Origin of the sequence: Luteimonas cucumeris (genome assembly GCF_007830035.1) — a bacterium.
Classification (GTDB): domain Bacteria; phylum Pseudomonadota; class Gammaproteobacteria; order Xanthomonadales; family Xanthomonadaceae; genus Luteimonas_C; species Luteimonas_C cucumeris.
The window spans coordinates 455,255-479,912 of the sequence record NZ_VLKN01000002.1; the positions used below are offsets into that span (position 1 = coordinate 455,255).

Consider the following 24,658-nt stretch of genomic DNA (forward strand, 5'->3'; position numbering starts at 1 on the left):
CATGGCACGATCGCCGCATGCACTCGCACGATCATTCCCATGGTTCCAGTACCCGTGCCTTCGCCACGGTCACGCTGATCAACCTGGCCTACACGGTGCTGGAAGCCGGCTACGGCTTCGCCACCAACTCGCTGGCGCTGCTGTCCGATGCGCTGCACAACTTCGGCGACGTGCTGGGCCTGGGACTGGCATGGGGCGCTGCGGTGCTCGCAAAACGGTCACCGACGCCACGCCACACCTACGGCTGGCGTCGCGCCACGCTGCTGTCGCCGCTGGCCAATGCGCTGTTGCTGGTCGCCTTCGCCGGCGCGCTGAGCTGGGAGGCGGTGCGCCGCTTCGATGCACCGCCGCAGATTCCCGCGTTGCCGGTGATCGTGGTTGCGGCGATCGGCATCCTGGTCAATCTCGGCGCCGCCTGGCTGGTGCGCGATGGCCACGCCCACGACCTCAATCGCCGCGGCGCCTTCCTGCATCTGATCGCCGATGCCGCGGTGTCGCTGGCGGCCGTGCTTGCCGGCATCGGCATGCTGGCGATGGGATGGACCTGGCTGGATCCGCTGACCGCATTGCTGGTCGGCGCCGTGGTCGCCGCCGGTGCGTTCGGCCTGTTGCGCGACGCGTTCAATGCCGTGATGGATGCCGTGCCGCGCAGCATCGAACAGGCCGAAGTGCGCGCTTTCCTGGCCGAACAGCCTGGCGTCAGCGCGGTCCACCACGTGCACATCTGGTCGCTGGGTGCAGGCGAGATCGCCATGACCGCACACCTGGTGCGTCCGGACGATGGCGACCACGATGGCTTCATCGACCGGCTCAACCACGCCCTCGACCACCGCTTCGGCATCAATCACCCGACCCTGCAGATCGAGCACGGCCAGGGTTGCGAACACGACCTGCACGATCGCGCACCGCACGCGCATTGAAGGGCTGGGATCCGGGATCTGGGGGCTGGAAAAAGCAAATGCACATCGGCTGCTTCCAGATCCCAGCCCCGCGACCCACGGGGTCGCCAGCCTCATCGCCTATAATCCAGTGATTAAGCCACTGCGATGGAGCCGGCATGATCAACGACATCAAGAAAGACACGCAGGCCCGCATGGCCAAGAGCGTCGAGGCCCTGCGCCACGACCTGACCAAGGTTCGCACCGGCCGCGCCTCGACCGCGCTGGTCGACCACCTGAAAGTCAATTACTACGGCTCCGACATGCCACTGACCCAGGTCGCCAGCGTCTCCGTCACCGATGCGCGCTCGCTGACCATCACCCCCTGGGAGAAGCAGATGGTCGGACCGGTCGAAAAAGCCATCCTGGCCTCCGACCTCGGCCTCACGCCAAACACCGCCGGCACCGTGATCCGCATCAACCTGCCGGCACTGACCGAAGAGCGCCGCAAGGAGCTGTCCAAGCACGTGCACGGCGAGGGCGAGAACGCCAAGATCGCGATCCGCAACATCCGCCGCGACGCCAACCAGCAGGTCAAGGACCTGCTCAAGGACAAGAAGATCACCGAGGACGACGAGCGCCGCAGCGAGGACGAGATCCAGAAGCTGACCGACAAGGCGATCAAGGACGTCGATGAAGTGGTCAAGGCCAAGGAACAGGAATTGATGGCGGTTTGACGAGAGCCGTGATTCGGGATTCGTGATTGGTGATTCGTTAAAGCAAAGACCCCATGCCATCTTCTGACAACCCGGACTCGCAGCCTCCTGCTTCTGCGAATCACGAATCACGAATCACGAATCACGTGCCGGCCCACCTCGCCGTGATCATGGACGGCAATGGCCGCTGGGCGGAGCGCCGCAAGCGGCCGCGCATGATCGGCCACCGCGCAGGCGCACGGGCCGTGAACCTGTGCATCGATTTCTGCCTTGAACAGGGCATCGAAGCGCTGACCCTGTTCGCGTTCTCCAGCGAGAACTGGGGCCGGCCCGAGGAAGAAGTCGGCGCGCTGATGAAGCTGTTCCTCAACGCGCTGGAACGCGAGGTCGAGGAGCTCGACCGCCGCGGCGTCCGCATCCGCTTCATCGGCGAGCGCGAGCGCTTCGCCCAGGCCCTGCGCGACAAGATGGACGCGGCGGAAATGCAGACCCGCGACAACCGCCGGCTGACACTGTCGATCGCTGCCAGTTACGGCGGCCGCCAGGACATCGCCGCTGCCGCACGCGCACTGGCCCGGGACGTCGTCGACGGCAAGCTGCGCGTGCAGGACATCGACGAGAACGCGATGGCTACGCACATGGCGCTGGCCGATCTGCCGGCACCGGACCTGTTCATCCGTACCGGCGGCGACCACCGCATCAGCAACTTCCTGCTTTGGCAGCTGGCCTACACCGAATTGTGGTTTACCGAAACGTTGTGGCCCGAGCTGGATGCAGCGACACTGCGTCGCGCCCTGGACGATTACGCCCGGCGCGAGCGCCGTTTCGGGTTGACCGGGGCGCAGTTGGCCCCTTCCACCAACCCGAGCGCCGCATGACCAAAGTCCGTACCCTCGCCGCGCTGATCATGACCCCGCTGGCGATCGCGGCGATCCTGCTGCTGCCGACGCCGTGGCTGGTGGCGTTGACGGCGGTGGTGTTCCTGGCAGGGCTGTGGGAATGGTTTCGCCTGGCCGAGATCGACGACACCCTGTCGCGTACCGTGCTGTTGCTGGTCAATCTGTTGCTGATGGTGGCGCTGGTCTGGGCCTCGCGCTCGTCGAGCGGAGGTTCGCTGGTGCTGTTCCAGCTGGCGACCGTGGTGGGCGTGATCTGGTGGCTGCTGGCGGCGATGTGGCTGAAGCATTATGCGTTCGCCTCCGACCACGACACCCACGCACGCATGTTCAAGCTGGCCGCCGGCACACTGGCGGTGGTGCCGGCCTGGTGCGCGCTGGCGCTGATCCACGCCGCGCAGCCGAACGGCCATCGCTGGCTGCTGGTGGCACTGGTGATCGTCTGGGTCGCCGACAGCGGCGCGTATTTCGTCGGTCGCCGGTTCGGCAAGCACAAGCTCAGTCCGCGGATCAGTCCCAACAAGACGGTCGAAGGCCTGCTTGGCGGCCTCGTCGCCGGCATTGCGGTCGGCGTGCTCGGCGGAATGTTCGCCGGCGCCGACACCGGCCAGCTGCCGCTGGTGGCCGCGGTCGCGTTGCTGACCGTCGGTGCATCGGTGATCGGGGACCTGTACGAAAGCCTGCTCAAGCGCCATGTCGGCGTCAAGGATTCAGGCAACGTGATTCCCGGCCACGGCGGCATCCTCGACCGCATCGACGGCGTACTCGCGGCGCTGCCGGTGTTCGCCCTCGGGAAAGCCTGGCTCGGTTTCTGAGTCAACCGATGCCTGCGTACGATTCCCCGATCATTGCCGGTCCCGCAGCTGCCGAAACCTGCAACGACTGCGCCGCCGCCGAAAGCAGCCTGATCCTGCCGTCATCCGCGCGCGCGACCAAGAAGCCGCGATGAGCACGTCCACGCGCAATGTCGCCGTGCTGGGTGCCACCGGTTCGATCGGCGGCTCGGCGCTGGACGTGATCGCACGGCATCCGGATCGCCTGCGTGCGACCGTGCTTGCTGCCGGCTGCAATACCGACGCGCTGCTTGCATTGTGCGTGCGGCATCGCCCGTTGCACGCGGTGATCGCCGACGCGTCTTGTTACGCGGCGCTGCGCGACGGCCTGCACGCGGCCGGACTGGATACGCAGGCCCATGCCGGGTCCGAAGCACTCGATGCGCTGGCCGCCGGCGATGCCTGCGATACGGTGGTCGCGGCGATCGTCGGCGCGGCCGGCCTGTCCTCGACCCTGGCCGCGGCGCGCGCCGGCAAGCACCTGCTGCTGGCCAACAAGGAATCGCTGGTACTGGCAGGCGAGCTGCTGATGGCTGCCGCGCGCGATTCCGGCGCACGCATCATCCCGATCGACAGCGAACACAATGCGATCTTCCAGTGCCTGCCGGACAGGGAAGATCGCAATGCACTGCGGCGGATCGTGCTCACCGCTTCCGGCGGCCCGTTCCGCGGCTGGACGCGCGCGGCGCTGGCCACGGTCACGCCGGCACAGGCGATCGCGCATCCGCGCTGGTCGATGGGGCCGAAGATCTCGGTCGATTCCGCCACGCTGATGAACAAGGGCCTGGAAGTGATCGAGGCGCATCATCTGTTCGGCATGCCGGCCGAACGCATCGAGGTACTGGTGCATCCGCAGAGCCTGGTGCATTCGCTGGTCGAGTTCGTCGACGGCTCGACCCTGGCGCAGCTCGGCCTGCCGGACATGCGTACCGCGCTGGCGGTCGGGCTGGGCTGGCCGCAACGCATCGAATCCGGCGTCGGCCGGCTCGACCTGCTGGCGCAGGGCCGCCTGGATTTCGAGCCTCCGGACCTCGACGCCTTTCCCTGCCTGGCGCTGGCGTTTCGCGCATTGCAGGCCGGCGGCACCGCGCCGGCCATCCTCAACGCGGCCAACGAAATCGCTGTTTCAGCGTTTCTTCAGGGCCAGGTGGGTTTCCTAGCGATACCTGCGCTGGTCGAGGAAGTCCTCGCCACGCTCCCTCCCCAAGCTGCCGACACTCTGGAAACGCTGCTGGCCGCCGACGCGAATGCACGGCAGCTGGCGTCGCAGGTCGCGGCGACAATGACGATCGACGCATGAGCGACTTGCTGGGCTCGGTTTGGTGGTTGATCGTCAGCATCGGCGTGCTGGTGACCTTCCACGAATTCGGTCATTTCTGGGTGGCCCGGCGTTGCGACGTCAAGGTGCTGCGTTTCTCGGTCGGCTTCGGCAAGGCGCTGTGGTCGCGCCGTGGCCACGACGACACCGAATACATGATCGCGGCGATCCCGCTCGGCGGCTACGTCAAGATGCTCGACGAGCGCGAGGGCGATGTCGCGCCCGCAGATGCGTCGCGCGCGTTCAACCGCAAGACCGTATGGCAGCGGATCGCGATCGTCGCCGCCGGCCCGATCGCCAACCTGCTGCTGTGCGTGCTGCTGCTGTGGGCGATGTTCGTGATCGGTCGTCCCGACTTCGCACCGACGCTGGGCCATGTCGATGGCATCGCCGCGCAGTCCGGTTTCCGCGTCGGCGACACGCTGCTCAAGGTCGGTGATCGCGACACGCCGACCTGGAGCGAAGCGGCGCTGGCATTGACCACCGCGGCGCTGGATCGAGACGAGATCGCAGTGCAGGTGCGCGCTGCCGACGGCGACCGGCACACGCGCAAGCTCGATCTGTCGAAGCTGCCGGCCGGGTTCGACGAACCGCGGGCGGTGCAGCTGGCCGGCCTGACCCCGCGACATCGGCTGACGCCACCGGTGGTCGGCGAAATCCAGCCCGGTTCACCGGCCTATGGCGTGCTGGCCGAAGGCGATCGCCTCACCGCCATCGACGGCATGCCGATCACCGCATTCGACGACATCCGGCCGCTGATCCAGCGACTGGGCGACCAGGGCGGCGTGGCGATGGTCGAAGTACTGCGCGACGGCGAGCGCCTGGCGCTCGAACTGAAACCGCAACGGCGCAACGATCCGGACGGCAAGGCCTACTGGGCGCTCGGCGTGGCCCCGCCCGCGATCCAGCAGATACCGGCCTACGACGCCCGCCTGCAGTTCGGCCCGCTCACGGCGATACCGGCCGCGTTCAGCGAGACCTGGCGGCTGGCCACCGACTCTTTCGCGATGATCGGCCGCATGTTCGGCGGCAGCGCCTCGGTCGAGAACGTATCCGGCCCGATCACCATCGCCCGCTACGCCAACGCCTCGGCGCAACTCGGCGTGGCCTGGTTTTTGAACTTTCTGGCCCTGTTGTCGCTCAGTCTGGCCATCATCAACCTGTTGCCGATCCCGGTTTTGGACGGCGGGCACCTGCTGTATTACCTTATAGAGTTGGTCAAGGGCAGTCCGCTCAGCGAACGCGCCATGGCCGCCGGCCAGTACGTCGGTCTGGCCCTTCTGGCCAGCCTGATGGGGCTGGCGTTCTACAATGACATTCTGGGTCTGGTGCGCTGATGGCCGTTATCCGCGTTGATACCGCGATACACCGCCGTTGCACTGGCCATCCGGCCCTTCGATCCCCTTGACGGACGTAATGATGACGCGAAGCCCCACTCGCCGCCTGCTTGCCCTCGCCCTCACCTCGGCGCTGACCGCGCCCGCCTGGGCGCAGTTCGCGCCGACGCCGGACGCCGCAGCCACGCAGATAGCCCCGCTGCCGCAAGCCGCGGACGCATTCACCGTCAGCGACATCCGCATCGATGGCCTGCAGCGTATCTCGGCCGGCACCGTGTTCACCTACCTGCCGATCGAGCGCGGCGACACCGTCGACCAGGCCCGTACCGCCGCGGCGATCCGCGCGCTGTACAAGACCGGCTTCTTCGAGGACGTGCGCCTGGACCGCCAGGACAGCATCCTGGTGGTGACCGTGGTCGAGCGTCCTGCGATCAACAAGCTGACCTTCACCGGCAACAAGGACATCAAGACCGAGGACCTGATGAAGGGCCTGAAGGACATCGGCCTGGCCGAGGGCGAGACCTTCGACCGCATGGACCTGGACGGCGTCACCAAGGAACTGGTCCGCCAGTACAACAACCGCGGCAAGTACAACGTCGAAGTCACGCCCACCGTCAGCCAGCTGGACCGCAACCGCGTCGACGTGACCGTGGCGATCAAGGAAGGCAAGGCCGCCAAGATCCGCCACATCAACCTGATCGGCAACGAGAAGTTCGCCGAGGAAGACATCCGCGACAGCTGGGAGTCGGGCACCACCAACTGGCTGAGCTGGTACAAGCGCGACGACCAGTATTCACGCGAGAAGCTCGACGGCGACTTCGAGAAGCTCGACCAGTGGTACCTGGACCGCGGCTACGTCGATTTCAGCCGCGACTCGGCACAGGTATCGATCAGCCCCGACAAGCGCGACATGTTCGTCACCGCCGGCATCACCGAAGGCGAGCAGTACAAGATCTCCACCGTCACGGTCAGCGGCGACACCGTGCTGCCGCGCGAGCAGATCGACAAGATGGTGTTCGTCAAGCCCGGCCAGATCTTCTCGCGGCGCGTGCTGCAGGCCAGCACCGAAGCGATCACCGCGGTACTCGGCAACATCGGCTACGCGTTCGCGCAGGTCAATCCGGTGCCGGACGTCGATCGCGAGAACCGCACCGTCGCCATCGACATGCAGATCGTGCCCGGCCCGCGCGTCAACGTGCGCCGCATCGTGTTCAAGGGCAACACCCGTACCGCTGACGAAGTGCTGCGCCGACAGATGCGCCAGTTCGAAGGCAGCTGGTACTCGCAGGCCGCCGTCGACCGCTCCAAGATCCGCCTGCAGCAGCTCGGCTACTTCGAGACGGTCGACATCGAGACCCCGGAAGTGCCCGGCAGCAGCGACCAGGTCGACGTGGTGGTCAACGTCAAGGAAACCACCTCGGGCAGCTTCCTGTTCGGCGTCGGCTACTCGCAGCTCAGCGGCATCACCACCTCGATCCAGCTGGTCGAGAACAACTTCCTCGGCAACGGCAACCGCGTATCGATCGCGGCGCAGCGCAGCTCCTACCAGCAGCGCTACGACTTCTCGTTCCTCAACCCGTACTTCAGCGACAACGGCATGTCGCTGGGCTACAACCTGTGGTGGCGCGAGTTCGACTACTCCGACTTCAACGTCGCGCAGTACTCGTCCGACAGCGGCGCCGCGCAGGTGGTGATGGGCCTGCCGATCACCGAGTACGACACCGTCTCGGCGCTGTTCGGCATCGACACCAACCAGATCAACCCGTCGCTGGCCACGCCGACCGAGATCATCGACTACATCAATGCGGTCGGCAATCGCACCTTCCACGCCTGGCGCGGGCAACTCGGTTTCGCGCGCGACACGCGCAACAACGCGATCTTCCCCAGCTCGGGCACCGCGCAGCGGGTCACGCTGGAAACCACGCTGCCCGGCTCGACGGTCGAATACTTCAAGGTCGAATACGACATCTCCAAGTTCTGGCCGCTGAGCCCATCGCTGATCCTCAATACCCGCCTCAACCTGGGTTACGGCGACAGCTACGGCAGCGACTTCGTGCGCACGTTGTCGGACGGACGCGTGGTGACCGCCACCGGGCTGCCGTTCTTCGAGAACTTCTACGCCGGCGGCGTCAGTTCCGGCGGGCGCGTGCGCGGCTACGTCGACAACACCCTGGGCCCGCGCGCCTCCAGCCCCTATTCGGGCTATCCGCAGCCGATCGGTGGCGCGGTCAAGACCGTGGGCTCGCTGGAGATGTATTTCCCGCGCCTGTTCGACACCAACGCGGCGCGTATTTCCGCGTTCCTGGACTTCGGCAACGTGTACCGCGACGTGGACAGCTTCGACGCCAGCGAGCTGCGCGCCTCCACCGGCGTGGCGCTGCTGTGGCGTTCGCCGATGGGGCCTATCTCGATCAGCTACGCCTATCCGCTGCGCAGCAAGGACGCCGACCCCGTCACCGGCTTCCCGGGCGACGAGACCGAGCGCCTGCAGTTCACGTTCTCCGGTGGCCTGTAACCGGCACATGATCGCACCGGGTGTGATCGTTGCAGGATGGACGCGCTGTCCGCGCCTGTTTTCGATCATCGCTGAGCACCAGACTTCCGGCCCCACCCGTTTGTGGAACGCATGAACAGCTTTACCGTCGCCGAACTGGCCGAACGCTTCGCCCTGCGCGTGCAGGGCGACGCCGACGTACGCATCGACGGCGTGGCCACGCTCGCCAATGGCGGCACCCACAAGCTGGCCTTCCTGGCCAATCCACGCTACCGCTCGATGCTGGCCACTACGCCGGCCGCAGCGGTGGTACTGCGCGAAGCCGATGCCGCCAGCAGCCCGGTCACCGCACTTATCGCGGACGATCCTTATGCCGCGTTCGTCAAGATCGCCTCGCTGTTCGAGACACGCAGCACGCCGGCGCCCGGCATTCATCCAAGCGCCTGCATCGATCCCACTGCGGCCGTCGACCCCTCGGCATCGATCGGTCCATTCGTGTCGATCGGCGCACGCAGCACGATTGCCGCCGGCGCGGTCATCGGCCCGGGCTGCGTGATCGGCGAGGACTGCCACGTCGGCGAAGGTTGCGAGCTGGTCGCGCGCGTGACGCTGGTGGTGCGCGTGCGCCTGGGCCAGCGCGTGCTGGTGCATCCGGGTGCGGTGCTGGGTGCCGACGGCTTCGGCCTGGCGATGGAACACGGCCGCTGGATGAAGGTGCCGCAGCTGGGCGGCGTCGATGTCGGCGACGACTGCGAGATCGGTGCCAACACCACCATCGACCGCGGCGCCATCGACGACACCGTGCTGGAAGAGGACGTGCGCCTGGACAACCAGATCCAGGTCGGCCACAACGTGCGCATCGGCGCGCACACGGCCATGGCTGGCTGCTCGGCCGTGGCCGGCAGCGCCACCATCGGCCGCTACTGCCTGGTCGGCGGCGGCGCCGGCATACTCGGCCATCTGGAGGTCTGCGACCGGGTGATGATCACCGCGATGAGCCTGGTCACGCATTCGATCCGCGAACCCGGTGAATATTCGTCCGGCACGCCACTGATGGACAACCGCAGCTGGCGCAGGAATGCCGCGCGCTACAAGCAACTCGACTCGATCGCCCGGCAGGTCCAGGCACGCAACAAGGAAAAAGGATGAGCGCCACCCCCACCCTGCCGCTGGACGTCGTCGGCATCCAGAAGCTGATTCCGCACCGTTACCCGTTCCTGCTGGTCGACCGCGTGGTCGAACTCGATCCGCACAAGCGCGTGCTGGCCTACAAGAGCGTGACCATCAACGAGCCGTTCTTCCAGGGCCATTTCCCCGGCCACCCGGTGATGCCAGGCGTGCTGGTGATCGAGGCGCTGGCGCAGGCCGGTGGCCTGCTGACGCAGCTGTCCAATGGCGACAGTGCTGAAGGCAAGCTGTTCTACCTGGTGAAGATCGACAACGCCAAGTTCACCCGGATGGTCGTGCCGGGCGATCGCCTGGAACTGGACGTCACGCTCAAGCGCACGATCCGCAACATGGCCATCTACCAGGGCGTTGCGCGCGTCGATGGCGAACAGGCCGCATGCGCTGAAATCCTCTGCGCCGAGGTCAAGGGCTGACATGGCCGGCCCGCTTCCGGCCGGCGCGATGATCCATCCCAGCGCGGTAATCGATCCGAGCGCGCGCATCGGGCGCGATGTCGCCATCGGTGCGTTCACGCTGATCGGCGCCGAAGTGGAAATCGGCGACGGCACGCGCATCGGCTCGCACTGCAGCGTGCTCGGCCCGACCCGGATCGGCCGCGACAACCAGGTCGCCAGCCACGTCGCCATCGGTGGCGATCCGCAGGACAAGAAATTCCGCGGCGAGCGCGTCGAACTGGTGATCGGCGACCGCAACACGATCCGCGAATTCGTCACCCTCAACCGCGGCACCGGCGACGGCGGCGGCGTGACCCGGATCGGCGACGACAACTGGCTGCTGGCCTACACGCATGTCGCGCACGACTGCCTGATCGGCAACCACTGCGTGTTCTCCAACAACGCGACGCTTGCCGGCCACGTGCAGGTCGGCGACTGGGTGATCCTGAGCGGCTTCGCCGGCGCCCACCAGTTCTGCCGCATCGGCGCGCACGCCTTCATCGGCATGGGCACGCTGATTTCCGGTGACGTGCCGCCGTTCGTGATGGTGGCGCAGAGCGAACAGGGACGGCCGCGCGGCATCAATGCCGAGGGCCTGAAGCGTCGCGGCTTCGATGCCGAGCGCATCGCCGCGATCAAGCGCGCCTACCGCGCGCTGTACGTGTCCGGCGACAGCCTCGCCGATGCCAAGGCGAAACTCGCCGAGCTGGCGCAGGACAGCGACGACGTGCAGGCTTTCCTCGAATTCATCGAGCAGGGCGAGCGGCCGTTGTTTCGGTGAAGCCAGGGATCTGGGATCTGGGATCTGGGATTCGTGATTCGTGATTCGTGATTCGTGATTCGTGATTCGTGACGAGCATGCGGCACCCACCCAGGGTTGTCATCCCGAGCGCAGCGAGGGATCTGTTTTTGCCAGCCAAACAGCAGGTCCCTCGCTTCGCTCGGGATGACGCCTGAAGGATTCAAACGCTCCTTGGCGAGCCCCGCCTGCCGAATAACGGCAAACTAGCTCCAGCCTTCCCAGATCCCGCGCCCTACCTTGCCCAATCCCCAGCCCCCAATCCCTAGTCCCCGCAACAGACGCTTCGCGCTGGTGGCCGGTGAAGCCTCCGGCGACCAGCTCGGCGCAGGCCTGATCGAGCAGTTGCGGGTACGCTTTCCCGATGCGCAGTTCGCCGGCATCGGCGGCGATGCGATGCGCGCCGCCGGTCTCGACGCCTGGCACGACGCGCAGGAACTGGCGGTGATGGGACTGGCCGAAGTCCTTCGGCACCTGCCGCGCCTGTTGAAGCTGCGCCGCGAAGTGCGCGAACGCGTGCTGGCCTGGCGTCCCGATGCATTCATCGGCATCGATGCACCCGACTTCAACCTGGGCCTGGAACGCTGGCTCAAGCAGCGCGGCGTGCGCACCGTGCACTACGTCAGTCCTTCGGTCTGGGCCTGGCGCGAGAAACGGGCGGAGAAGATCGGGCGCAGCGCCGATCGCGTGCTGTGCCTGTTCCCGATGGAACCGCCGATCTACGCCCGCCACGGCATCGACGCGCGCTTCGTCGGGCACCCGCTGGCCGACACGATGCCACTCGATCCCGACCGCCAGGGCGCGCGCCATGCCCTGTCGCTGGCTGCGGATACGCCGATGCTGGCGTTGCTGCCGGGTTCGCGGCTCGGCGAGATCCACCGCCTGAGCCATGATTTCCTGTCCGCGGCATTGCTGACGCTGCGCGCGCAGCCGGACCTGCGCATCATCGCGCCGATGGCCAGCGCCTCCGCGCGCGCGGCCTTCGAACACGAACTCGGATCCCATCCCGATGCCGCCGCACTGAAACCGGCGCTGCGCATTACCGACGGCAACGCACGCACCGTCATGGCGGCCGCCGACGTGATCCTGCTGGCTTCCGGCACCGCCACGCTGGAAGGCATGCTCGCCAAGCGGCCGATGGTGGTGGCCTATCGGATCGCGCCGCTGACCTACTCGATCGTCAAGGGCTTCGGCCTGCTCAAGGTCGACCACTACGCACTGCCGAACGTGCTGGCCAACGAGCCACTGGTGCCGGAACTGATGCAGCACGACTGCACGCCGGAAAACCTGTCCGCGGCGATCTGCAGCTGGCTGCGCAATCCGGCATCGATGGCCGCATTGCCGGCACGATTCCGCGAACTGCACCAGGTACTGCGGCGCAATGCCTCGGCGCAGGCGGCGGCAGCGATCGCGGAACTTGTTGAACAGCCGGGAATCGGGGATCGGGGATCGGGGATCGAGCAGCCATGAGCCCTACTTCGTCCGATTCCCGATTCCCGATTCCCGATTCCCGGCCTCTGGTCGCTGGCATCGACGAAGCCGGACGCGGGCCACTGGCCGGGCCGGTCGTCGTTGCCGCGGTCGTGTTCGATCCCGGCAAGCCGCGCATCAACGGGCTGGACGATTCCAAGCAGCTCAATGCGTCACGGCGCGAGCAGCTCTACGCGCGCATCGTCGAACGCGCGCTGGCCTGGCATGTCGTATTCGTCGATGCCGATGAAATCGATCGCATCAACATCTTCCAGGCGACGATGCTGGGCATGCGGCTGGCCCTGGAAGGCGTCGCGCATGTCGCCCACGTCGCACGCATCGATGGTAACCATCTGCCGCCGAGACTGCCCTGCCCGGCCGAAGCGTGGATCGGCGGCGATGCACGCGACCGCTCGATCATGGCCGCGTCGATCCTGGCCAAGGTCACGCGCGACCGCTTCATGGTCGAACTGCATGATCGCCATCCCGAATACGGCTTCGACGGGCACAAGGGCTATTCGACGCCCACGCACCTGGCGGCCCTCCGCACGCATGGGCCGTGCGCGCAACACCGGCGCAGCTTCGCGCCGGTGCGCGAGGCGCTGGCCGATCCGCCACTGCAGGCGCTCCTGCCGGTTTGATGCTGCGCACCCGTCCTCGGGGCGAACACAGCCTATGGCCGGATGATGATGATCGGATCGGCCCGGATCATCGCTCCCGGCACATTGGGATTGGGCGCTTCGATGAAATAGTTGAAGTTTGTCACCACACTCACCGACCTGGCATTCATCTGCGTCGTCTGCTTGGAGTCCAGCCGGAGCGAGGCGCCGTCGACGCCCGCGCTTTCGTCATCGAGGAGGCCGCCATTTCCCGAAGGATTCGAATCGGGAAAGTCGATCTTGAACTGTCGCGTATCACTCTCCGGACCCCTCCAGACAACTTTCGCGCCGGACGGGACTTCCAGTTGTGCCGGGGAAGCCATTGGCGTCCCGTCGGCTGCGTAGCTGATGTCCACGTAGTAGATCTTCCTGGCTACCGCTGCACTTTGCATTTTCATCGATGCCATCTCGCTCTCCTGGATATCGCCCCCTCCCTGTGGGCAGTGGGTGAAGGATCACTTCTGTTTGCCGCTCGCTGGTGCGTCGGTTGCGGGCAGGCGTCGTAGTACCGGTGACGCGGCGATCCGGCTTTGCGGAATTTCCGATTCGCGTACCCAGGCCAGTCGCTCGCGGGCAGCGTCGGACTCGCCCAGCAGCGCCAGCGTCTGTGCATTGCGCAGCGACACTTCGCCGCGCTCCGTGCCCAGCGCCTCGGCACGCGCCATCAGGCCGCGCGCCGCGGCGACATCGCCGAGATTCGCGCGATACCACGCCAGCACCGCCATCACCTCCGCATGGTCGGGTTTGACCTGGATGTAGCGTTCCGCCATCTCCGCGGCGCGGCGCAGCGGTTCGCGCGCCTGCGCCTGCGTTGCAGGATTTGCGAGCAGGGCTTCCGCAAGGTTTCCCCACAGGCGGAAGTCCTTGGGCTGCAGCGCCGCGGCGCGACGGAACAGCTCGACGGCCGCTGCGTAGTCGCCGGCCTGGTACTTGAGCGTGCCGTAGTTGCTCAATGCCGCATCGGTGGGCTTGGTGGCGATGGACCTTTCGAAGGCCGCGCTGGCCTTCGCGCCGTTCCCCGCCGCCAGGTACAGGCCGCCCAGACTGCCCCACAGATCGGCGTCCGAAGGGGCCAGCCGGATCGCTTCACGAAAGGCCTCGATCGCATCGGGCAGATCACCATCGCGGTACTTCTGGTGGCCGATCGCGCGATGGATCGCAGGATCGCCCGGGCGCAGCGCACGCGCCTGTTCGAAGTAGCCATCGGCCAGTTCCCTGCGCCCTTGCGCCGCATGCGCCGTCGCGAGCCCGAGCAGGACCGCCGGCCGCAGGCGTGGATCATCCTGCGCCTTGGCGTAGTACTCGACGGCCTTGCCGAACTCGCCACGCACACGATGCAGGTCGCCGAAGGCCAGGCTCACCTCGCGCATGTCGGGATCCATCTCGGAAGCGCGCATGCAGGCTTCCTGCGCGCGACCGTAGGCCGCCGAATCCATCATCAACTCGAAGCGGCGCAGTTCTGCGCGACAGACGCCCGCCTGCGCGCGTGCAAAACTGCCGTCGGCCGCCAGCGCCTGGTTGAAGAAGGAAATGGCGTGCTCGGAATTGCGGACATCGCCGGGACCACGCAACTTTTCCAGCCCTTTCAGGTAGGCGTCGTAGGCCTTGATGTCGCGTGTCGGCGCCAGCCTCTTCGACAATGATCCGTGCTGGTCCGGCAATGCGCCCAGCAGCGACTTGACCACTTCCTCGGCGATCTCGCTCTGCGTTGCGAACACATCCGACAGTTCGCGGTCGTAGCTGTCGCTCCACAGCGTGTAGCCGGTGCGGGTATCGGACAGATGCGCGTTGATCCGCACGCGCTGGCCTTCGCGGCGCACGCTGGCATCGAGCACCGTGGCCACGCCAAGCCGCTTGCCCAGCGCCTTGGCGTCGGCGCGCTGGTCGCCGATCGCCGATGACGACAGTCGCGACGCCACCTTGAGCCCCTGCACACCGGCGAGCGCGTCGTACATTTCCTCCGCCAGGCCTTCGGCGAAATAGTCTTCATTGCGCTGGCTGCTGAGGTTGGTGAAGGGCAGCACCGCAATCGATGCCGCAGCGGGACGCAGTTCGGCCTGTCGCTTGTGCAGGCCGGCGATGGCAAGCGCGGCGACGACCAGTACGGCGGCAATCCCGATGGCCCGCGTCCGCCTCGACGGCAGCGCGCGCGCGGACACTGGTTCCCGCGCCTCTTCCACGACAAGGGGCGTCGCCACCGCGGCCACCGCAGGCTCGATCGGTTCGTCCGGCGCCGCGACCGGCACCCGTTCGACTTCGGCAATGAAACGATAGCCCAGACTATGCAGGGTCTGGATGTAGCGCGGATGCTCGGCCTCGTCGCCAAGCGCCTTGCGCAACTGCGCGACGACGCGGTTCAGCACGCCCGGGGTGACGTGGCGATGGCCCCATACCCGATCCAGCAGCACGTCGCGCTGCAGCGCCTTGCCGTGGTCCTCCAGCAGCGCCACCAGCACCGCATAGGCCTTCGGCTCGACGCCCAGGTCGACGCCGGCACGGGTGATGCGGTGCGCGGACGGCTCGACCTCGATGTCGCCGAACCGGTAGATCCATGCCTCCGCCGCTGTCATCGCGCAGCTCCCGGCAAGGGGTCACATGAGAGGAAGTATTCCTGCCTGCCTGAACGGGGGAACTGCAAAAAACCGGTCCGCCTCATGACTCCCTCACGGCTTCGACCAGCTTCCCTCAAGCATTGCCGTTGCCGCGGGGGGACTCTGGATCTGCGCGAAATCGTCGCGCCCCACCCTTTCCGGAGCACGTCATGAACCTCAATCTCGCCACCCTGCCCCTGCCGCTGGACACGAATACGGCCAACGGTCCGCGTCGCCGGCACCGCCTCGGCAATCTCGAACTGGCCAATGGCGCGCTGCGCCATTTCCGTGAAGTCGCCGGTGCGCTGCAACCCGACCAGCCCGTACCCGACGTCGACGCCATCGCCTCGGCCGCACGCACCCTGGCGCACCAGTTCGACGGCATGCGCGACGCGCCCTGCATCCGCCTGCGCCTGCGCTGCCTGGCGGCCATGCGCGCCATGGCCGCCGAGCGTGACTGGGAACTCGACGCGGTGCAGCAGCGGCGCATCGCCCTGGTCGCCGGTTATGCGGCCAACCAGGACAGCCTGATCCCGGACGCAGTGCCGGTGATCGGCCACCTCGACGATGCAGTGCTGGTCGACCTGGCCTGGCCGTCGATCCGCCTCGACCTGGAGAACTATCTCGACTTCCGCCGCCTGCGCGCCGAAGAAGCGATGCTGCTCGGCGTGCGTCCGCACGAAGTCCGCTACGACCGGCAGACCTGGCAGGAAGCACGCATCGCTGAACAGGCCTGGCGCGAACACGTCGCGCAACGCGGGCAGAACAGTTATCTGTCGATGTCGCCGCCGATCGCGTTTCGCATCCATTAAGCGTGGCGGCAATGGTGCTGTTTCATGCATCACGCCGCGGCACATTCCATCCATCACGTTGCATTGCGTTTCCATTGCACGGCAGCCGTTTGCGCAACGGCTGCCGTGTTGCATGTCGGATGCCAACGATTGCGCCGATGCGCACATCCACTAGGCAGGATGTCACCCCGACTTCCTCCCCGCGACAAAGCACGTGCAACCGGTCACTCTCGTCGCACATCCAACAAAAGATGTCGCGCGAGTGCCGGCCGCCACCGCGACTGATCTCCCCCCGCAGGCCGGAACACGGGAGGTGCGCGATGCGCTCGCAACACACTTATCCGACCGATCATCCGCTGCCCGCGCCGCAGAGCATCGACCCGCGCAGCCACGCGCTGGGCTGCCTGAGCATCGACGCCGACCAGGTCGCGACCTTCGATGCCCTGCTGCACGACATCAACCCCGATGCTGAACGCGTGGATGCCGCGCGGCTGTCGCAGCTCGCGGGCTGGCTGCTGTCGTTGCCGCAGGACGAAGCACGCGATGTCCTCGACGAGCGCCTGTTGCGCATCGAGGAACTGCGCATGATGATCGACGACCCCGACTGGGACTGCGCCGACAGCGACTGCCGCCGCGTACGCCAGCTGCTGGCCTATCTCGACCAGCCGCAGGACCTGATACCCGACGCGATCCCGCTGCTCGGCCGGCTCGACGACGTGCTGCTGCTGGAACTCGCTTGGCCCGCGGTCGCCGACGAAGCCGAGGAGTACCGCGATTTCATGCTGTATCGACGCGCATGGCACCCCGACGGCGATGGCGCGCAGCAACGCGCCTACTGGATCCGCGACCGGCTGGCGGCCATCGCGATGCTGCACCAGCAGATGCGCGCCAACGACGGCCTGCACATGCACGACAGGCCGCAGACGCTGCGGTTCCGGGTCGGCTGACCGGCGGGCGGCGCCGAGGGCTGCAAGCTCGCTCTTGCCGCCATCCCGGGCGCTGCGAGGGACCTGCCTCGATCGCGTGAGCAGGTTCCTCGCTGCGCTCGGGACGATGGCGCGCGCGGGCGGGGCTCGCTCCTGTCCGGCTACACAACCTGCAATCTTCCAGTTCCATCGCCGATCCCCGCCCGCCTGTCTGTCTGTCAAGCCTTGTCCGTACCGGCCGCGCGGCCTAACCTGCCGGTTGATCCGCCGGCCCGACGATGTCCGCACGCTTCGCCCACCTGCACCTGCACAGCGAGTACTCACTCGCCGATTCGACGATCCGCGTGCCGGAACTCGTCGAGCGTTGCGCTGCGCTGGGTCAGCCGGCGGTGGCGATCACCGATCGCAACAACCTGTTCGCGCTGGTCAAGTTCTACAAGGCCGCCGAGGCCGCCGGCGTCAAGCCCATTGCCGGCGCCGATGTCACCGTCGCCGAGGGCGACGAAGCGCCGTGGCGGCTGACCCTGTTATGTCGTGATCGCACCGGATATCTGGCCCTGTCGCGCCTGCTCAGCCGCGCCTGGCTGGAAGGCCACCGCACCGACGGTGTCGTGCTGCGCCCGGACTGGCTGCAGCAGGACGAATGCGCCGGCCTGTTCGCGCTGGCCGGGCGCCACAGCCAGGCTGGCCGGCTGGTGGCTGCGCGCAAGCACGACCACGCCGAACAGTGGCTGGCCGATGCGCAGCGCCTGTTTCCCGACCGCCTGCATCTGGAACTGACCCGCTGCGGGCTCGACGGCGAAGCCGCGTTCAACGATTTCGCGCTGCATGCGGCGGCCGCGCGCGGCATTCCCGTCGTCGCCAGCAACGACGCGCGCTTCCTCGACGCCGAAGGCTTCGACGCGCACGAAGCGCGCGTATGCATCGCCTCCGGGCGCGTGCTCGAGGACCCCAAGCGTCCGCGCGACTACAGCCGCGAGCAGTATCTGAAATCGAGCGGGGAAATGGCGGCGCTGTTCGCCGACGTGCCGGATGCGATCGACAACACCATCGACCTGGCGCGGCGCTGCAACTTCGAACTGAGCCTGGGCACGTACTACCTGCCTGCGTTCCCGGTGCCCGACGAGCACACGCTGGAAACCTGGATGCGCGCGCAGGCGCGCGATGGCCTGGCGCGGCGTCTGGAAAAAGCGCCGCTGGCCGAAGGCAAGACGCGGGCGGACTACGACGCGCGACTGGAACTGGAACTGGACGTCACCATCAAGATGGGGTTTCCCGGTTACTTCCTGATCGTCGCCGACTTCATCAACTGGGCCAAGCAGCACGACATCCCGGTCGGGCCCGGGCGTGGCTCAGGTGCCGGTTCGCTGGTGGCGTGGGCGCTGGGCATCACCGACCTCGACCCGATCCCGTACGACCTGCTGTTCGAGCGATTCCTCAATCCGGAACGCGTGTCGATGCCGGACTTCGACATCGACTTCTGCATGGACCGCCGCGACGAGGTGATCGACTACGTCGCCGCGAAGTACGGCCGCGACCGCGTCAGCCAGATCATCACCTACGGCACGATGGCGGCCAAGGCGGTGGTGCGCGATGCCGGGCGCGTGCTCGGCTATCCGTACGGCTTCGTCGACGGCATCGCGAAACTCATTCCGCTGACGCTGGGCATTTCGCTGGAAGACGCGCTGGGCCGCTCGAAGAAATCGCAGTCAGACGCGAACCTGGTGTCGAGCGAACTGATCGAGCGCTACAACAGCGAGGACGATGTCCGCGACCTGATCGACCTGGCGCTGCAGCTCGAAGACCTGACCCGCAATGCCGGCAAGCACGCCGGCGGCGTGGTGATCGCGCCGGCGCCGCTGTCGGAGTTCTGCCCGCTGTTCGCCGAACACGACGGTAATGGGCTGGGCCGCAGCCCGGTGACGCAGTTCGACAAGGACGACGTGGAAGCGATCGGCCTGGTCAAGTTCGACTTCCTCGGCCTGCGCACGCTGACCATCATCGACTGGGCGGTGAAGGCGATCAACGCGCGCCGCGCGGCCGCGGGCGAGACGCTGCTGGACATCTCGACGCTGCCGCTGGACGACGCGAAGTCGTACGAACTGTTCGCGCGCGGCGAAACGGTCGCGGTGTTCCAGTTCGAATCACGCGGCATGCGCGAACTGGTCAAGCGCGCGCGACCGGACCGGTTCGAGGACATCATCGCGCTGGCGGCATTGTTCCGGCCCGGCCCGCTGGGTTCGGGCATGGACCGCGACTGGGTCGATCGCAAGCACGGCAACGCCGAAGTCAGCTACCCGCATCCGCTGCTGGAACCGGTGCTGTCGCCGACTTACGGCGTGATCGTGTACCAGGAACAGGTGATGCAGATCGCGCAGGTGCTGGCCGGCTATTCGCTGGGCGGCGCCGACCTGCTGCGCCGCGCGATGGGCAAGAAGAAAGCCGAGGAAATGGCGAAGGAGCGCGCCAAGTTCGAAGCCGGCGCGGCCGAGCGCGGCGTCGATCCACGACGGGCGACGCAGATCTTCGACCTGATGGAGAAATTCGCCGAGTACGGTTTCAACAAGTCGCACTCGGCCGCGTACGCGCTGGTCGCCTACCAGACCGCATGGCTGAAGACGCACTACCCGGCCGAATTCATGGCCGCGGTGCTGTCGTCGGACATGGACAATACCGACAAGGTGGTCGGCTTCCTCGACGAGGCGCGTGCGCTGAAACTCGAAGTGCTGCCGCCGGACGTCAACGCGTCCGACTACATGTTCGTCGCCCTCGACGAGCGCACGGTGCGCTATGGCCTGGGCGCAGTGAAGGGCGTCGGCCGCGGCGCCTGCGAGGCGATCGCGCAGGAGCGCCTGCGAGGCGGCGTATTCAGCGACCTGTTCGACTTCTGCAAGCGCATCGATTCGACCAAGTTGAACCGGCGCGTGCTGGAGGCGCTGGTGCATTCCGGCGCACTCGATGCACTCGGCAGCAACCGCGCCTCGCTGATGCTGCAGCTGCCGGAAGTACTCAAGGCCAGCGAACAGCTCGCGCGCGAGCGCGATGCCGGGCAGGTGTCGCTGTTCGGCGGCGGCGGTGCCGAGCCGCATATCGACGTGGTGCTGGCGAACGTCGAGGACTGGCCGCTGACGCAGAAGCTCAACGGTGAACGCGACACGCTCGGGCACTATCTCAGCGGACATCCGCTGGATCCGTACCGCGACGAACTGCGCGCACTGGTCGGCCACGACCTCGGCGATCTGGATCGCATCTGGAGCGAACGCCCGGACGAGGAACGACGTGGCTGGCGTCCGGAAAAAGCCGTGGTGATCGCCGGCCAGGTGGTCGGGATGCGCAAGAAGGGCGACAGCCAGGCCTTCGTGCAGATCGACGACGGCCGTGGCCGGCTGGAGTGCGCGTTCTTCGCCGAAACCTATGTCGAGTTCGCGCAGCTGCTGACCCGCGACCGCATCCTGGTGATCGAAGGTGGATTGCGCGAGGACGAATTCAGCGGCGGTTTCTCGCTGCGCGCGCGCCGCTGCTGGGACTTTCAGCAGATCTGCCCGCAGGTCTCGCAACGGCTGTCGTTGCGCCTGGACCTGCGCGTGCCGGGTGCGTTCGAACGCATCGACGCGCTGCTGGCGCGCCACCGTCCCGGCACGACCCCGATCCGCTTCGACCTGCTGCGCGACGGTGCCGCCGGCACGCTCGACCTCAATGGCAGCCAGGGCGTCCGCGTCGATGCCGACCTGCCTTCGGCATTGCGCGAGCAGCCTGGCGTGCGCACGGTCAAGCTGACCATGTCGCGACCGTGGGCCCACTGAGCCCACCACCTTTGTAGAGCGAAGCTTGCTCCGCTCTACAACGCCTGCCCATACGGAGTTTCGATGGCCGCGGCCTCCGCGGCACAGGTCGCGGAATCCGGCGCCGCTTTTCCCGCATCGCGCGCGGCGGCGATCTCGTGGCGTGCCGCCTCCATCGCCGCACGGAAATCCGGCGAGGCGTGCAGCGCCGCGACCAGCGCCCCGGCATTGATCGCGCCGGCATCGATCGCACTGGCGTTGTGCGCGCCGCAAACCACGCGGCTTTCGGCATAGACCCGCGCACGGGTGAGCAGTTCGGTGGAGCGGCCGGGCACCAGCTCGGCCAGGATCATGCCGATCGTCCACCCCCACGTCGCATGCCCGGAGGGGTAGTCGTAGCTGTGCAGCAGTTCTTCGCGTGGCTGGCAGGTCGCTCCGGCGTCGGCCAACAGCGGCCGCTGGCGACGGTTGGCCGCCTTGGCCGGCTCGATCGCGCGCTCGGCATCGGCGGACACGCGGGTGAGCAGGCCGGCGAGCATCGGCGTCTTGACTTCGGTGAGGTTCACTCCGGCGGCGCAGCTGAAGGTCTGCAGCATCTGTGGAACGCCCATCGGCACGTCGCGGATGGCCAGTCGCCAGCGCGGCGTGCCCTGCAACGCGCGCGTGGCGCGGAATACCTGGCGGTCGGCCTGGTCGCGCGGCGAGCCCGTGGCAGGCGCTGGTGGCAAGATCCGCGAGGTCCGTGGGCGGGCCGCCTCCGGCAACAGGAACGGCACCGGCTCCCGCGGGTCGGCGAGGTCCGGCTCGTGCTCCGCGGCGGCGGCGGTCGACAGCAGCAACCCGGCGATGACGCTGGTCATCCTGTGCATGGACATCTCCGTACCGAAGCGATTGCCCGACTGTAGGGGCCGCTGTCGCCGCGATCCATTGCGAATCCGGGCGGCAATGTTCGACCTCCCTTAACGATCGCGGCAGACGGCGGCACGGCGCCGTTTCCGGCCCGCGGAGAGCGCGCATTTCGCCTTCGACCGGCAAGCCGGGTATCCTGCCGCCCTTGTGTCCCGACCGCGGGACCTGCCGATACCGATGAATCCGAACTATCTCGACTTCGAACAGCCGATCGCCGACCTGGAAGCCAAGATCCAGGAAATGCGGCACGCCAGCACCGGCCCCGCCGTCAATGTCGACGCCGAAGTGCACGCCCTGCAGGACAAGCTGCGGCTGCGTACCGCCCAGATCTTCCGCGACCTGACCCCGTGGCAGGTGTCGCAGCTGGCGCGCCATCCCGCCCGTCCCTACACGCTGGACTACCTGCGGGTGATCTGCGACGAATTCCAGGAACTGGCCGGCGACCGCGCCTTTTCCAACGACAACGCCATCGTCGGCGGCCTCGCCCGCATCGAGGGCCGCAGCGTGGTGGTGATCGGCCACGAGAAGGGCCGCGACACCAAGGCCAAGGTCCGACGCAATTTCGGCATGCCCAAGCCCGAGGGCTACCGGAAGGCGCTGCGCCTGATGAAGCTCGCAGAGCGCTTCCGGCTGCCACTGCTGACCTTCATCGACACCGCCGGCGCCTGGCCGGGCATCGATGCCGAGGAACGCGGCCAGTCCGAGGCGATCGCGCGCAACCTGCTGGAGATGGCCGAGCTCAGGACCCCGATCATCTGCACCGTGATCGGCGAAGGCGGCAGCGGCGGCGCGCTGGCGATCGGCGTCGGCGACCGCACGCTGATGCTGGAATACAGCACCTATTCGGTGATCACGCCGGAAGGCTGCGCCTCGATCCTGTGGAAGACCGCGGACAAGGCCAAGGACGCCGCCGAACAGCTCGGCCTGACCGCCCGGCGCCTGCACGACCTGGGGCTGGTCGACAAGGTGATCCGCGAACCGATCGGCGGCGCGCACCGCAATCCCCGACAGATGGCAACGCGGCTGAAAGCCGTGCTGCTCAACGAACTGGATGCACTGGAACAGATGCCCACCGAGGAATTGCTGCAACGGCGCTACCAGCGCCTTCGCAGCTACGGCGCCTACGAAGCCGCCTGATCGCCGTAGCGTGCGCAGCGCGCGAAACGACTCCCAAGAGTCCGATACGGCGGTCGTACGCGCAGCGCACGCTACGATGTCGCCATGACGGTTGCCGCGCCTGTTTCCGACTCCGACCTTCGCCAGTGCGGCGGAGGCGGATTGATCGTGGCGCTCAGCGGCGGCCTGGATTCCTGCGTGCTGCTGCATGCGCTGGCGGCGCTGCCGACGGCACGCGCACGCGGCTTGCGTGCCCTGCACGTTCACCACGGCCTGCACGCGCAGGCCGATGCGTGGTCCATGCACTGCCAAGTGCTGTGCGATGCGCTCGACGTGTCGCTGCGGATCGCGCGCGTCGAAGTCGATCGCGACAGCGGCACGGGCATCGAGGCAGCGGCGCGGCATGCACGCCACGGTGCGTTCGAGGCCGAACTCGGTACGGATCAAGTGCTGGTCCTGGCGCACCACCGCGACGACCAGGCGGAGACTTTCCTGTTGCGCGCGCTGCGTGCTTCCGGCGCCGACGGCCTCGGTGCGATGCGACGCCGTCGAACTTTCGGACGTGGCCGCTTGTGGCGCCCTCTGCTCGATCATCCGCGCACGGCATTGCTGGAGTACGCGCAGGCGCACGGACTGCGCTGGATCGACGACCCCACCAACGCCGACCCGTCCCTGGATCGCAATTTCCTGCGCCATCGCGTGCTGCCGCTGCTGCGTGAACGCTGGCCGCAGGCCGATGCCGCGTTCGCCGTGAGCGCGGCATTGTGCGCGGAAGCCGCGACGCTGCTCGCCGACGAGGATGCGCATGCACTCGCGGGAGTTCGCAGCGTCGATCCGAATGCGCTCGATGTCGACCGACTGCAGGCATTGCCGAGGCCGCGACGCGCGCGCGTGCTGCGCCGCTGGATCGAAACACTCGCGCTGCCACCGCTGCCCGCACAAGGCGTCGCGCGCATCGAGCACGACCTGCTCGCCGCCGCACCCGATAGCGACGCCGCGTTCGCCTGGTCCGGCGCCGTGGTGCGCCGTTGGCGCGACATCCTGCATGCGGACTGGCGACGCGAACCGCTGCCGAAGGATTGGACCAGCGGATGGGACGGCCGCGCACCGCTGGCTCTCCCTGATGGAGGCGAGCTGACGCTGGAAGGCACCGCGGGTTTCGACGAGCCCGTACGCGTGCATGCACGCGAGGGCGGTGAGCGCATCGTCCTGCCCGGCCGTGGCCACACGCATGCGCTGAAACACGCGCTGCAGGATCTGGGCGTGCCGCCGTGGGAACGCACGCGGTTGCCGCTGCTGTCAAGCCATGACACCTTGCTGGCCGCGGGAGACCTGCTGTATTCGGCAGTCTTCGATGCCTGGCTGCGTGCGCGTGGTGCACGGCTGGTGTGGGCTCCCGCCAGCGCGCCGACGGCGTAGAACGGAGATTGTCCGGCCGGGTGGCATCGCATCACACAGGCGACGCTGCAAGCCGCGCAGTACAAATGAGCCCGGGCCATTCCTATCCGGCCGGCGCTATGG

At 67.2% G+C, this 24,658-nt stretch carries 19 protein-coding genes and 1 pseudogene; 17 read left to right on the top strand and 3 right to left on the bottom strand.

From position 1 onward, the window contains the following. Positions 1-17: 17 nt before the first annotated feature. The 12 genes and pseudogenes from IP90_RS05250 to IP90_RS05305 form a co-directional block, all read left to right on the top strand. On the top strand, positions 18-920 hold the full coding sequence (locus IP90_RS05250) for a cation diffusion facilitator family transporter (RefSeq protein ID WP_144898560.1): 903 nt from the start codon (positions 18-20) through the stop codon (positions 918-920). 137 nt (positions 921-1,057) lie between these two features. Further along, complete coding sequence (frr, locus tag IP90_RS05255) at positions 1,058-1,615, top strand: ribosome recycling factor (RefSeq protein ID WP_144898561.1); 558 nt, start codon at positions 1,058-1,060, stop codon at positions 1,613-1,615. A gap of 125 nt (positions 1,616-1,740) precedes the next feature. After that, positions 1,741-2,472, top strand: a complete 732-nt coding sequence (gene uppS / locus IP90_RS05260) for a polyprenyl diphosphate synthase (protein WP_277874198.1) — start codon at positions 1,741-1,743, stop codon at positions 2,470-2,472. Next, positions 2,469-3,305 (top strand): phosphatidate cytidylyltransferase, encoded by an 837-nt coding sequence (locus tag IP90_RS05265; protein WP_144898563.1) that lies wholly within the window; start codon positions 2,469-2,471, stop codon positions 3,303-3,305. Before uppS ends, IP90_RS05265 begins: the two co-directional genes overlap by 4 nt. Positions 3,306-3,435: 130 nt before the next feature. Further along, positions 3,436-4,623 carry a 1-deoxy-D-xylulose-5-phosphate reductoisomerase gene (locus tag IP90_RS05270; RefSeq protein WP_144898564.1) on the top strand — a complete coding sequence of 396 codons (1,188 nt, stop codon included), beginning with the start codon at positions 3,436-3,438 and terminating at the stop codon, positions 4,621-4,623. After that, positions 4,620-5,978, top strand: coding sequence for an RIP metalloprotease RseP (gene rseP, locus IP90_RS05275; protein ID WP_144898565.1), 1,359 nt, complete (start codon positions 4,620-4,622; stop codon positions 5,976-5,978). The genes IP90_RS05270 and rseP overlap by 4 nt, the downstream gene beginning before the upstream one ends. Positions 5,979-6,060: 82 nt before the next feature. Then, the gene (bamA, locus tag IP90_RS05280; RefSeq protein ID WP_144898566.1) at positions 6,061-8,493 is read left to right on the top strand and encodes an outer membrane protein assembly factor BamA; all 2,433 of its coding nucleotides are present in this window, start codon (positions 6,061-6,063) and stop codon (positions 8,491-8,493) included. Positions 8,494-8,604: 111 nt separating this feature from the next. After that, positions 8,605-9,621, top strand: coding sequence for a UDP-3-O-(3-hydroxymyristoyl)glucosamine N-acyltransferase (lpxD, locus tag IP90_RS05285; RefSeq protein WP_144898567.1), 1,017 nt, complete (start codon positions 8,605-8,607; stop codon positions 9,619-9,621). Further along, the gene (gene fabZ, locus IP90_RS05290) at positions 9,618-10,073 is read left to right on the top strand and encodes a 3-hydroxyacyl-ACP dehydratase FabZ (RefSeq protein ID WP_144898568.1); all 456 of its coding nucleotides are present in this window, start codon (positions 9,618-9,620) and stop codon (positions 10,071-10,073) included. Before lpxD ends, fabZ begins: the two co-directional genes overlap by 4 nt. A 28-nt stretch (positions 10,074-10,101) precedes the next feature. Further along, entirely contained in the window at positions 10,102-10,875 is a 774-nt protein-coding gene (lpxA, locus tag IP90_RS05295) for an acyl-ACP--UDP-N-acetylglucosamine O-acyltransferase (protein WP_144898729.1), read from the top strand. Positions 10,876-11,118: 243 nt separating this feature from the next. Next, positions 11,119-12,363, top strand: coding sequence for a lipid-A-disaccharide synthase (gene lpxB, locus IP90_RS05300; protein WP_144898569.1), 1,245 nt, complete (start codon positions 11,119-11,121; stop codon positions 12,361-12,363). Next, positions 12,360-12,968: pseudogene (locus tag IP90_RS05305) on the top strand (ribonuclease HII); the annotation flags it as partial. The gene lpxB and the pseudogene IP90_RS05305, both read left to right, overlap by 4 nt. 68 nt (positions 12,969-13,036) lie before the next feature. Here the strand turns inward: IP90_RS05305 and IP90_RS05310 are convergent. After that, the gene (locus IP90_RS05310; RefSeq protein ID WP_144898571.1) at positions 13,037-13,429 is read right to left on the bottom strand and encodes a hypothetical protein; all 393 of its coding nucleotides are present in this window, start codon (positions 13,427-13,429) and stop codon (positions 13,037-13,039) included. A gap of 48 nt (positions 13,430-13,477) precedes the next feature. Continuing rightward, entirely contained in the window at positions 13,478-15,592 is a 2,115-nt protein-coding gene (locus IP90_RS05315) for a tetratricopeptide repeat protein (RefSeq protein ID WP_144898572.1), read from the bottom strand. 191 nt (positions 15,593-15,783) lie between these two features. Here IP90_RS05315 and IP90_RS16975 point away from each other — a divergent pair, with 191 nt between their 5' ends. The 3 genes from IP90_RS16975 to dnaE all read left to right on the top strand — a co-directional run bounded on the left by IP90_RS16975 (position 15,784) and on the right by dnaE (position 21,133). Continuing rightward, positions 15,784-16,425, top strand: a complete 642-nt coding sequence (locus tag IP90_RS16975; RefSeq protein WP_144898573.1) for a DUF1232 domain-containing protein — start codon at positions 15,784-15,786, stop codon at positions 16,423-16,425. Positions 16,426-16,724: 299 nt separating this feature from the next. Next, positions 16,725-17,351 (top strand): YkvA family protein, encoded by a 627-nt coding sequence (locus IP90_RS05325; protein WP_158635281.1) that lies wholly within the window; start codon positions 16,725-16,727, stop codon positions 17,349-17,351. Between the two features lie 257 nt (positions 17,352-17,608). After that, the gene (gene dnaE / locus IP90_RS05330; protein ID WP_144898575.1) at positions 17,609-21,133 is read left to right on the top strand and encodes a DNA polymerase III subunit alpha; all 3,525 of its coding nucleotides are present in this window, start codon (positions 17,609-17,611) and stop codon (positions 21,131-21,133) included. A gap of 35 nt (positions 21,134-21,168) precedes the next feature. On the opposite strand, the gene IP90_RS05335 is transcribed toward dnaE, so the two are convergent. Beyond that, complete coding sequence (locus tag IP90_RS05335; RefSeq protein WP_158635282.1) at positions 21,169-21,981, bottom strand: acid phosphatase; 813 nt, start codon at positions 21,979-21,981, stop codon at positions 21,169-21,171. A gap of 217 nt (positions 21,982-22,198) precedes the next feature. On the opposite strand from IP90_RS05335, the gene IP90_RS05340 reads away from it, so the two are divergent. Both IP90_RS05340 and tilS read left to right on the top strand, forming a co-directional pair. Next, positions 22,199-23,158 (top strand): acetyl-CoA carboxylase carboxyltransferase subunit alpha, encoded by a 960-nt coding sequence (locus IP90_RS05340; RefSeq protein ID WP_144898577.1) that lies wholly within the window; start codon positions 22,199-22,201, stop codon positions 23,156-23,158. Between the two features lie 84 nt (positions 23,159-23,242). Continuing rightward, entirely contained in the window at positions 23,243-24,556 is a 1,314-nt protein-coding gene (tilS, locus tag IP90_RS05345) for a tRNA lysidine(34) synthetase TilS (RefSeq protein ID WP_144898578.1), read from the top strand. Positions 24,557-24,658: the final 102 nt, after the last annotated feature.